This window comes from Microbacterium sp. USHLN186 (assembly GCF_037145155.1).
Lineage (GTDB): Bacteria > Actinomycetota > Actinomycetes > Actinomycetales > Microbacteriaceae > Microbacterium.
Map to the genome: position 1 here is coordinate 1 of NZ_JBBCYA010000003.1, position 11,005 is coordinate 11,005.

General features: G+C 65.4%; 10 protein-coding genes. 5 read left to right on the plus strand and 5 right to left on the minus strand.

Annotation, left to right across the window (positions count from 1 at the left end; genetic code table 11):
- A partial coding sequence (locus WFG93_RS07550) for a cell wall-binding repeat-containing protein (protein ID WP_336645723.1) occupies positions 1–300 on the plus strand: 300 nt, incomplete at its 5' end.
- Between the two features lie 173 nt (positions 301–473).
- The gene (locus tag WFG93_RS07555) at positions 474–2,414 is read left to right on the plus strand and encodes a DUF4012 domain-containing protein (protein WP_336645724.1); all 1,941 of its coding nucleotides are present in this window, start codon (positions 474–476) and stop codon (positions 2,412–2,414) included.
- A gap of 85 nt (positions 2,415–2,499) precedes the next feature.
- On the opposite strand, the gene WFG93_RS07560 is transcribed toward WFG93_RS07555, so the two are convergent.
- A complete protein-coding gene (locus WFG93_RS07560; RefSeq protein WP_336645725.1) occupies positions 2,500–2,958 on the minus strand; it encodes a GtrA family protein in 459 nt (152 codons plus the stop codon).
- Positions 2,959–3,018: 60 nt separating this feature from the next.
- Here WFG93_RS07560 and WFG93_RS07565 point away from each other — a divergent pair, with 60 nt between their 5' ends.
- Both WFG93_RS07565 and WFG93_RS07570 read left to right on the plus strand, forming a co-directional pair.
- A complete protein-coding gene (locus WFG93_RS07565) occupies positions 3,019–3,819 on the plus strand; it encodes a glycosyltransferase family 2 protein (RefSeq protein ID WP_336645726.1) in 801 nt (266 codons plus the stop codon).
- The gene (locus tag WFG93_RS07570; protein ID WP_336645727.1) at positions 3,816–5,285 is read left to right on the plus strand and encodes a hypothetical protein; all 1,470 of its coding nucleotides are present in this window, start codon (positions 3,816–3,818) and stop codon (positions 5,283–5,285) included. The genes WFG93_RS07565 and WFG93_RS07570 overlap by 4 nt, the downstream gene beginning before the upstream one ends.
- 276 nt (positions 5,286–5,561) lie before the next feature.
- On the opposite strand, the gene WFG93_RS07575 is transcribed toward WFG93_RS07570, so the two are convergent.
- On the minus strand, positions 5,562–5,939 hold the full coding sequence (locus WFG93_RS07575; protein ID WP_336645728.1) for a hypothetical protein: 378 nt from the start codon (positions 5,937–5,939) through the stop codon (positions 5,562–5,564).
- 24 nt (positions 5,940–5,963) lie between these two features.
- Positions 5,964–6,725: an SGNH/GDSL hydrolase family protein gene (locus tag WFG93_RS07580; protein ID WP_336645729.1), complete on the minus strand. Its 762-nt coding sequence runs from the start codon at positions 6,723–6,725 to the stop codon at positions 5,964–5,966.
- Between the two features lie 234 nt (positions 6,726–6,959).
- Between WFG93_RS07580 and WFG93_RS07585 the strand changes: the two genes are divergently transcribed.
- Positions 6,960–8,900, plus strand: coding sequence for an endo-1,3-alpha-glucanase family glycosylhydrolase (locus WFG93_RS07585; RefSeq protein WP_336646048.1), 1,941 nt, complete (start codon positions 6,960–6,962; stop codon positions 8,898–8,900).
- A gap of 1 nt (position 8,901) precedes the next feature.
- Here WFG93_RS07585 and WFG93_RS07590 read toward each other — a convergent pair whose 3' ends face one another.
- Together WFG93_RS07590 and WFG93_RS07595 are read right to left on the minus strand one after the other, a co-directional pair.
- Positions 8,902–9,456: an arsenate reductase/protein-tyrosine-phosphatase family protein gene (locus tag WFG93_RS07590; protein ID WP_336645730.1), complete on the minus strand. Its 555-nt coding sequence runs from the start codon at positions 9,454–9,456 to the stop codon at positions 8,902–8,904.
- Positions 9,453–10,910, minus strand: coding sequence for a polysaccharide biosynthesis tyrosine autokinase (locus WFG93_RS07595; protein ID WP_336645731.1), 1,458 nt, complete (start codon positions 10,908–10,910; stop codon positions 9,453–9,455). The genes WFG93_RS07590 and WFG93_RS07595 overlap by 4 nt, the downstream gene beginning before the upstream one ends.
- Positions 10,911–11,005 lie beyond the last annotated feature (95 nt).

An 11,005-nucleotide genomic window follows, 5' to 3' on the forward strand; every position in this document is an offset into this window, starting at 1 on the left:
ACGCGGTTGTCTGGTGCGAGTCGGTATGAGACGTCGGCGGCGATCTCGAAGGCATCGTTCGGCGCCGGTGTGCCGGTGGCGTACGTGGCGAATGGTGCGACGTTCCCCGACGCGCTGTCGGGGGCTCCGGTGGCGGGGATGAACAAGGGGCCCGTGCTGCTGGTCGCTGCGGGTTCGATCCCGGATGCGATCAGTGCGGAGCTGAAGCGGCTGAAGCCGAAGAAGATCGTGATCCTCGGTGGCGCGGGAGCGGTGAGCAGCAGCGTGGAGAACCAGCTGAAGAGCTTCACCGTCAGGTGACGAAAGCAGAAGGGCGGTCACCTCCGGTGGCCGCCCTTCTGCATCCCGCCAGGCTGCACAGAGGCGATCGCACAGGAAGCCATATCTCCACGCGGTAGCGTTGTGACCGGCGCGTGCATACCCGATGACGAGCCCGACCCATGACCACATCAGCCTTTCTCGAGGATGCCGCCATGACTACCAGAGCCGAACGTCGCGCTGAGCGGGAGCAGCAGCAGCGCGCCGACTTCGACCAGTTCGCCCAGGATGTCACTGCCGGGCGGCAGTCCGGTGGTGACGATCGGCCTCCGCGGCGCCCGCTGCTGCGCAGCTTCCGGTTCTGGGTCCCGATCAGCGTCCTCCTCATCCTCATCGTCGCGATCGGCACCGCATTCTTCGTCGGCTCGCACGTGTACAAGCGCGCCATGGCTGCCAAGACGTCGCTCGAGAAGGCGATGCCGCTGGCATCCGAAGCAGCGGACGCGGTCCTCGCCGGAGACAACGCGCAGGCGAAGGAGATCGCCGGCCGGCTGGCCGCGCTCACGGCTGACGCTCGTACGCAGACCGACGACGATGTCTGGAAGAGCATCGAGTGGCTGCCCGTCGCCGGGCCCAACCTGTACGCCGTCCGCACGGCCGCAGCGGTGACCGACGACCTGGTGCAGGACGCCCTCACGCCGGCGACCGACCTGTCGCTCGCGGCCCTGAAGCCGAAGGACGGCGCAATCGACCTCGCGGGCATCGCCGCCATGCAGGGCGTGATCTCGCAGGCGTCCACCGCGATGTCGACCGCCGCGAAGACGCTCGGGACCATCGACAACGACCAGCTCATTCCGCAGGTCACCGGGGCGCTCGACAAGCTCACCGGCACGGTCGACGAGCTCGAGCCGATGCTCAAGCCGGCGTCCGAGATCCTCGCGGTGCTGCCCGAGGCACTGGGCGCCGACGCTCCCAAGCACTACCTGCTGATGTTCCAGAACAACGCCGAGTCGCGCGGCAGTGGCGGCAACCCCGCCGCGCTCGTGCGCATCGACGTCGACAAGGGCAGGATCGACATCGGCGAACAGGCATCGAGCGGCGACTTCAACAACAACCGCAGTAACCCGATCACCGAGCTCAACCCCGAGACCGTCGCCCTGTACGGCGACAAGATCGGCCGGTACGTGCAGGACTCCACCCTCACGCCCGACTTCCCCGAGACGGCGAACATCGTGCGCGCATGGTGGGCTGAGGAGTTCGGCACGCCCCTGGACGGAGTGGTGTCGTTCGACCCGGTCGCACTGGGCTATCTGCTGAAGGCGACCGGGCCGGCTCCGGTGCCGAACGAGCCCGTCGACGTCGGCGGCTACTCCATTCGCGCCCTGAACGAACCGCTCACCCTGACCGCGGAGAACGCGGTGCCGTTCCTGCTCAGCGAGGTGTACTCGCAGTACCCGAACCCCTTCCAGCAGGATGCCGTCTTCGCACTGTCCACGCGAGCCGTGTTCGACGCGCTCGTATCCGGCAACGCCGAGCCGAAGGCACTGCTCGAGAGCCTGACCAAGGCCGTCGATGAGGGGCGCCTGATGTATCAGACGTCGAACGAAGAGCAGGCGAAGTTGATCGGAGAATCCCTGCTCTCGGGAAAGATGCCCACCAGCAACGCCGACACCACAACGGTCGGCGCGTATGTGAACGACGTAACCGAGGGCAAGCTCGACTACTACCTGCAACTCGACATGGCGGCGAAGACCACCCAGTGCTCGGCTCCCGACCAGCCGACCTTCGATGTGACCGCCACCATCACCAACACCCTCGATGCTCAGCAGGCGGCCGACCTGCCCAGGTACGTCGCACCTGCGCGATTCTTCAAGAAGGGCAACATCGCCACCAACCTCGTCGTCTACGGCCCTGTCGGCGCGAAGGCGACCAAGGTGATGGTCGACGGCAAGGAAGTGAAGGGCAAGAGCGTGCCGCATCTCGGTCGCAACGCTGTGCTCGTGATGCTCGAGAACGCGCCCGGGCAGAAGCACACGATGACTGTCACCTATGCGGGTGAGGCGGGGGAGTACGGCCCGCTCCAGGTGCGGCACACGCCGATGGTGCGCACGACTCCGGTGGCGATCGAGGCGCCCGGCTGCGCGGACGACAAGTAGCCGAGGAGGCGCCGCCGGGGGAGGGTGTCCCGCACCGAAGTGCCGGAACAACGAAGGAATCGAAGATCCGGCCCCGCCTGCCGAATCAACCGAGCCGGGGCTGCGACTTCTTCGAGACCCGGAAGACCACGCCGTGGTACAGCACGAATCGCACCAGCACGACGATGGCGATGCTCGCCAGGTTTACGATGTTGACTGCGAACGGGCCCGCGGGCCGGTCGAGCACGGCGGAAGCGGCGAGAACGCCCAGCCACAGCAGCAGCGCACCCAGGCCCGTGCAGGCTGCGTTCACGAGCACGAAAAGCACCAGTTCGCTCACGCGGCCGCGGCGGTCGCGGTGGCGGAAGGTCCACTCGCGATTGCCGATGTACGCGTTGATCAACGCGACCAGCGAGGCGATGATCTTTGCCCAGACGACATCGACACCCATGGCGTACACGAGCAGATTGAAGACGGCCACTTCGATGAGTGTGCTGACGGCGCCGACGATGAGGAAGCGACTCCCGACCGAGGCGAGCCGACGCAGTCGGGGGTGAATTCTCATGGCTCGACTAGGCTACTAGGGAGTGCGACCGTTCGCTGTCGCTGACCTGTGAGGATCCGCGTGACAGTTGCCCATCTCGTGATCGTGATGCCCGCTTACAACGAAGCGGAGGGCATCACTGAGTTCATCGACGAGATCCGTGAGCACGTCGCACCGCTCGCCGATCGGGTGACATTCGCGGTCGCCGATGATCGCTCGACGGATGCCACCGTCGCGGCCCTCAGCGGGATCGACGACGTCGAGGTTCGCCCGCAGGCGGTCAACCGGGGGCACGGTCCCACCGCCGTCGCCGCCTACCAGGCCGGCCTCGCGCTGGATCCCGACCTGCTCGTCCATGTCGACGGCGACGGCCAGTTCGTCGGCCCCGACTTCGCGCGCCTGATCCTGGCGGCCGAGAGCACCGGCGCGGACGTGGTGCACGGAGTCCGGCACAGCCGCACCGATGCCTGGTACCGCCGCGTGCTCACCGGCGCGGTCGGCCTGCTGATCGCGGCTGCGGCGGGTCGTCGCGTGCCCGACGTCAACACTCCGCTGCGCGCGTACCGCCCGGACGCGCTGCGACCGCTCCTCGACGCGCTTCCGGCCGACGCCCTCGTGCCGCACGTGCACTTCTCCCTCGCCGAAGCGCGGGCCGGCTTCCGGGTGCGCTACCTCTCCGTGCGCAGCATCCCGCGCCGCGGCGCCTCGGCCAACGGCACGATGTGGGGCTCCGGCGTGAAGGCGCTGGTACCGCCGCCGCGTCTGCGGCAGTTCGCCGTCGCGGCGCTGCGTGAGGCATGGCAGCTCTCGCTGCGCCCCGGCGCGCCGCTGCGTGGCATCCGCTCACCTCATCCTGTCGAGACGGGTGACCGGTCGGCATGAGGTTCGCGCGCACGATCGCGTTCTGGATGCTGGCGGCGATGCTGCTGGCCTGCCACGTGGTCGTGATCCAGCACAGCCTCACCGCGCGCTTCTGGGAGGACGAGGCGTTCAACCTCACCGTCCCGCTCAACCTGCTCGCCGGGCTCGGCTACTCGAGCGACGGCGCGCTGTCGGGCTCGACGATCACCCCGCTCGACCCGCGCATCTCGACCGGTCCCACCGTGCTGCTGCCGGTCGCCGGCGCGCTGGCTCTCGGGGGAGACCCGGTGATCAGCGCTCGCCTGATCCCCGTGGGCTTCTGGATCGCGCTGATCGCGGGGCTCTTCGTGCTCGGACGTCGCGTCGCCGGGCGCTGGGCGGCGCTCCTCGGCGTAGCCGTGCCGCTCGCCTTCAATGGGATGGGCAGCTATTCGCCCATTCAGGGGCCCGCCGACCTGCTCGGCGAGATCCCGGCGGCCGCCCTGCTGGTGTGGGCTCTCGTGGTGCTGCCCAAGCGGCCGTGGCTGGCGGGGCTGTTCGTCGGTCTGGCGGTGCAGGCGAAGCTGATCGCGCTGCTCGCCCTGCCCGCGTTCGCGGTGGCGCTGTGGGTGCTCGCCCCGGGGAGCGGATGGCGGCGTCTCCTCGAGACGCTGAAGCGGGCATGGCTGCCGCTGATCCTCGTCGGCGTGCCGACCCTGCTGTTCGAGATCGGGGCGCTGCTGACGTTCGGTGCGAGCGGCTATCTCGATCACCTGCGTGCACTGCGGGATTTCGTGCGCGGAGGAGGCCAGCACGTCGCCCCCACGACGATCTCGCAGAAGTTCGAGACGCTCGGCGGCGCATGGTTCGTGCCGACGTGGGTCGCCGGTGCGACTGTCGTGTTGTGCGTCGTTCTCATCGTCGTCGGTCTGCTGATGGCGCGTCGCCGCGCGTCCGACCTGCGGCTGCCGCTCATGCTGGCGACGGCTGCGGGAATCGGCGCTCTGGTGTTCGTCGGCTGGTGGTCGACGGCTTCGCACCTGCCGCTGTGGGTGCGGCATCCTGCGCCGGGAGTGCTCGCGTTCTTGCCGGTGATCGTCATCGTCGCGGCGTGGGGGGCGCGGGAGATCATCTTCGCTGGCAAGGGGCGGGGACGGACGCCGCAGCGCGCCCTCGCCGCGCTGCTGGCGGCCGCAGTCACCGCGGCCGTCGTCGCCGGCGTCGTCGGACACGTGCAACAGACGTTCCAGCCGCGCAGCGAGACTCTGGCCACCCAGCGCGCGGACGTGAAGATCATCAGCGCATGGGTAGAGCAGACCGACACCGAATGGCTGGCCGCGCAGCCGTGGGGTGCAGCGATCGCGCCCATCGTGATGTCTGGCGCGCACGCCGGGATGTTCGATGCGCGCGCCATGCGCGATGTCCCGCGTCTCACCGGGATGAAGTGCGAGACCGAGACGCTCGTCGCCGGTGCCCGGTACAGGGTCTGCGCTCCGCCGGCTCACTGACGCCGAGGCTGGGCTGTTCCGGCGCAAGCCGCCCATGAAAGTGCGCGGCCCCAGCGAGTGGGGACTCGGCTGAGGCCGCTGACGCAGAACTCTGGGGAAGTTCCACGTCCGACGCGCAGCACTGGGGATGCTTGAGCGCGTCAGCGACGCGTATGACGGCGCCGCACGGCCAGTCTACGCACTGCTCAACCTTTCACTTCAGCGGGAAGCGGATAACTTGCGGCGAGCGTACAATACCGGCGGGATATGCGCACCCCGATGAAGCGTACGCCCGCCTCAACGCTTTACGGTGAGCGTGAAAGCGATGTCTTCGATCTCTCCGGTTGGGTCGCTGAGCACGATGCTTGTCTTCCCCGGCGTCAGGCCACGAATCTCCGGGGCTATGGCGTCACTGCTGTTGCTGCCCTGAACGAACTCGGCCACGTCCGCATCCACTTGAACAGCCCGCAAAGCGTGTGTGCGGTCAGCAGGCTGAATGGCCAGCACCTCGCCGACGGAAATCGTGATGGTCTTCCCGTCGAGGTCGGCGACGTCGACGACCGCGTCCGATGTCACGGAGGGTGCAGGGCTGGGGGACATGTCCGCAGAGCATCCGCTGAGTACGGCGGTGAACCCGACCACAAGGAGGACGACGGACTTCGGTGTTCGGATCATGGCATCCTTCATGGTTGATAGGACTCAGGGAAGGGCGATCTTCGCGATCGCCTTCTCGACTGCAGAGGCCAATGCACGATAGCCATTGGCATTCGGATGCACCGAGTCTTCGGACATCAGATCACTCCTGTCAGCAAGCGGCTGGCCTGCGTCGATGAGTGTGACGCCGTGCTCCTCCGTGACCTTCTTGAACGCGGGCGCCAACTCATCGAACTGTGGCGGTGGAGGGTCGTCGTCGCGCCACGGGGTGAGTACCATGATGACGGCATCCGGGTAGCGGTTCTTCAGATCATGGAGCAAGAGGTCGAGACCTTCAACGATCTTTGCCGTCCCTTTCCCGATGTCGTTGCGGCCCCCACTGATGATTATCGCGCGGGGGGAGCCGACGATCTCCTTGCTCGTCTCGGCGTAAGTACCGCAGTAACGTCGCCCGCATCCGTCCGTGCCGGACGTCGTCAAGTAGCCGGTTCCGCCTCGTCCGAGGTTGGCGACGTCCCAGCCGCGCTTCGCCCCCACGAGATCCGGCCAGGTGACGCCCTCACCCCCCACCCCTTGGGTATAGGAGTCCCCGAGAAACACGACCAAGGGCATTGGTTTTGGCAGCGCTGGAGCGGTCTGCGCAGACGGCGCGACGAAAGGAGCAGGCTCTGCGCGCTCAGCGGAAGAGGCGACGCCCAAGGCAATGCCGATCACGCACGTGGTGACCAGGAGTGCCCAGATCGGCAGCCCTCCGATCTCGCGCGTCAGCGCACGCCTGATCACCCCATGTTTCCCCATGCGCATCATGCTACTGCGCTATGAGGATTCTGAGAACGACTGCTCGGCGAGGCGGGCGTAAGACTGGCCTGAGCGTCCTTTTCAGGATCGGAAGCTAGCCTATGCTGTGCTGCCCCGCTACCCTTCGCAATCATGCGAGCGGATCAGCCGCCTGCTGCGAGTTCGTTCCGACGTGCTCGCGGCTCAGCCCCTCAGAATCCCCGTTGCGGAAACGCAGACCCAGGAACTACATCTGTGACTCGAATGACATCTGTAAGCCGAAGAAAAATTCCCCTCATCGCGAGCCTCGCTCTCGCACTGGTCGCGTCGGCCCTTCCCGCAGCAGCATTCGCGCCCGCGGCTTCCGCCGCGACCGCCAGCCCCGAGAAGGTCGTTCTCAAAGCCGTCGACACCGCGTGGGCGACCAACCGCTACCCCAGCACCGTTCAGAAGCACGACTACCTCAGTGCCACAAGGAGCGCCGACACAACGTTCCTGAAGTTCTCGGGAGCTGCCCTCAAGGGTAAGGACGTGAAGTCGGCCTCGCTCGAACTCAAGGTCCGGTCGACGACCGCAACAAAGCCCGGCCTCGTCGCCTATAAGACCTCTTCAAACTGGTCAGCCGGAACTCTCACTTTCAATAATAAGCCCGCAGCAGGCGGAGTGGCTTCGGGACAAAGCGCTACTGTGGTTGCCGGGCAGGTCGTACGTGTGCCGCTGAACGTCGACGCAATTCCCACTACTGGAAACTTCTCGTTCAGCTTGAAGTATGCACAGGCTGGCATCCGTCTTCAGATGGAGCGGTCCGGCGCGTATGCGGCGAAAATCGTTGTGACCACAGCCAACGAAGCAGTGGCCACGGAAGATCGACCGCAGGCGCCGAGTCCGAAGCCGAGCGGATCGCCGCGGGTCTTCGCCCATTACTTCGTGCCTTACCCCCTGTCGCTCGACAATAAGGCGCCCGAGTCCGACTACTACGCCCGCAACTACCTCAGCCCGAGCGGTGAGAATGGCAAATTCTCTGAGCAGGGAGGTCTGCTGCGTGATCGTCCGCTTTCGCCTGCGCCACAATCCGCATCCGATTGGCGAGTGCGCAACATGGCCACTGAAGTTCGCCAGGCCAAGGCCGCCGGGATCGACGGTTGGATGCTCAATCTCATGAGCAGCTCGGGCCAGGGCTGGGAAGCCGGTATCAACGTGATGAAGGCGTCGGCTTCCGTCGGTGACTTCGTCGTCGTGCCCATGGTCGATGGCTCGTCCGGGTTCGTGAAGAACACGCCGACGCAGGCTGCTTCATTGCTCAATCAGCTATACCGTTCTGGCCCGGCGTACAAGATTAATGGCTCGTACCTGCTCTCCTCGTTCAAGGCGGAGGGAGCTTCGGTGAGCTGGTGGAGCCAGGTCATCAGCATCCTGGAGAAGACCCACGGCTTGCCGATCACCTTCCAAGCGGTATTCCTCAACGCCAGCGATGACAACATGAAGGCATTCGCTCCCATCGCGGACGGCTACGGGAACTGGGGCTCTCGGACGGAGCGGAACTCCCTCGCTCGTCCTAACTACGACGCCAGGGCCGCATCGTACGGTAAGACGTGGATGGAGCCGATCGCCGTCCAGGATGTCCGGTTCAATGCATCCCGGTGGGCAGAGTCGAACAATACAGCCGCGGTCCGCGCCCAATGGAAGCGCGCGATCGAAGAGAACGTGGACTACGTACAGCTGGTCACCTGGAATGACTACAGCGAATCCACGCAGATCGCTCCGTCCCAGGCGCATGGTGATTCGTTCCTGGATCTCACGCGGTACTACACCACTTGGTTTGAGACCGGTAAAGCACCGGCGGTGGCTTCGGATGAGATCCTGCTGACTCACCGCACTCAGTTCGTCAACGCGAAGCCAACCTTCTCCCACAAGTTGATGGGCGCGCCGACGCTTGACGGCACGTCGACTCCGGCCCGCGACACAGTCGAAGCCGTCGTGTGGATGAAGGCTGCAGGCACGGTTCGGATCACTGTCGGTGGCAAGACGACAACCGTCTCCGCGCCCGCAGGCATGTCCGCGCATACTGTCGCCCTCGGCCTGGGTACTGTTTCGGCCTCGATCGAGCGGTCTGGATCAGTCACCGCCAAGCTGACCTCGCCCTACAAGGTTGTTTCAACCCCAAAGGTGCAGGACTTGCAGTACTACGCAGCCAGCACTTGGTGAGTCATTGGGTGAAGTAGTGGGCTAGCTCGCCTACCACTGCATCCATCAAGGTCCCGACGCGCGCGTAAACGCGTCGGGACCTTCTCCATGGATCCACGATGTCGTCCTCATCTGTTGAGGCCCCAGCTTTGCCACGAGCACCGTTCGCGGAATCAACGAGGTCAGCTAACGAGCGTGAGCCTGGAGGGCTGCCGCTGCGCAACAGCCGAACGAACTGTTGCGCGGTGAACGTGCGCGCTGCCACGCCGTCAAAGGTATGAGAGAGCACCCGGCGCTGATCGCGAGTGGCGGTGAGGATGATGTCCGCCTCCTCGACGTCGACCTGATCGAGCTGACGGGCGCGGTGTTGCGCGGCCTCTAGTCCGTCGCTCTGCAGACGCAGGGCCAGCCGCCGGCTCAACGGATGTCCCACGAGCGCTCGCAAACCAGCCGAGCTTGCGGCAATGTCGTATCGCCCCAGCTGAGCGAGGGTCGCGCGGAGTCGAAGCTCCAGATACGGCGAGCGGCAGACGTTGCCAGTACACACGAACAGCACCCGCTGCGTGGCCTCGATCACGTCGCATCGCGAAGTTCTACAGCCGCGAATGCGTCATCTCTTCGTTCGATCGGTACCTCGCTGCCCGCGCGTCGGCGCCTGCGGGGCCCGGCGGGCACACGAGGTTCCCTCGCTTCTCGAGTAGAGGATTCGTAGCGGTAGCGACTGCTCGACCGCACACGCGCGAAGTTGAAGATCGCGCCCTCGGCGGTGGCTCCGACACCTCTTAACCGTTCCGCCGCTCGACGCAGGTCGCGCACACGCAGCACTCGAGAGGCGCCGACGACGATAACGCTGCCGAACATCCTCGCCACCACAGCGGCATCGGAAACGGGGTTGAGAGGGGGGCAGTCGATGACGGTCACATCGAAGTGTGACCTGATCAGGCGCAGGGTCTCTGCGGCTGCGCTCGACTCGAGCAGCTCACTGGGATTCGGAGGGATAGTCCCCGACAGCAGGACCTTCACCCCGTCTTCTCCCCACGGGACGAGTGCGTCCATCGCGGAGATATCTCCGGCGATGACATCACTGAATCCCAACGCGTCAGGCAGATCGAGCACTCCGCCCAGCGATGGGCGGCGGAGGTCTGCCTCAATGAGACAGGTCTTGAGCCCTGAAGCCGCCAGCGCGATCGCGACATTTGCAGATGTCGAGCTCTTGCCCTCTCCAGGGTTTGCGGAGGTGATAGCGAACACCTTGTGCTTCTCTCCGGACTGGAGGAACCTCAGATTTGCTCGAACCTGCCGGTACTCCTCGGCTCGAAGAGAATGTCTGTCTCTCATGGCGATCGGCTGTCGTCCTGCTCTGCGATCGTATCCGATCGAGCCGATTACCGGCGCGTTCAGCAGTCCAGAGAGCTGGTCGGCAGATCGTACTCGCGCATCGAGCACGCCGCGCACGACCACCGTGATCGTGGCCAGCAGTACGCCGAGGAGTAGGCCGACGACGAGCAGCAGCGGAACGTTGGGTGCGGACGGAAGGACGGGTGGAACTGCGGATTCGATCACCTGCAAGCGCACTGGCGAATCGCCCTGTACGCGAGGAGTGAGCGCCGGAACGACTTCGGACAGGTTGGTGGAGACGGAGTTCGCCACCGCAGCGGCACGCTCCGGCGACTCGTCTGTCGCTGAGATGGTGATGACACTGGTGTTCAGACCGACGGACGCTGAGACCTGTTTGCGCAACTTGCGAACCGTGGTGTCGAGATCCAGAGCTTCGATCACAGGCTGCAGGACGACTTCGCGCGTCGAGATCGCGGCGAAGTTTCGCGCCTGCTGTTGTGAGAAGTTCGTGGATTGCGCGATCTCGCCCGTATTGGCGCCGCCTGTGGCAGTGACGAAGACGTCTGCGCTGGCTGTGTACTCCCGCGGTGTGACCTGGGCTGCAACCCAACCGAAGGTCACGCCGACTATCAGGCACAGCGCAACCACCGCCCACTGATAACGCACCAGTCGCAGCAAACTATTGGATTCCATGCATCGCCCCCAACGCCGATGTCGGCATCACGCCGGACAGATGTCGACCGGCGCGCTCCCATGATATCTTTGGCCGCTGACCCGGGTAACCGCCG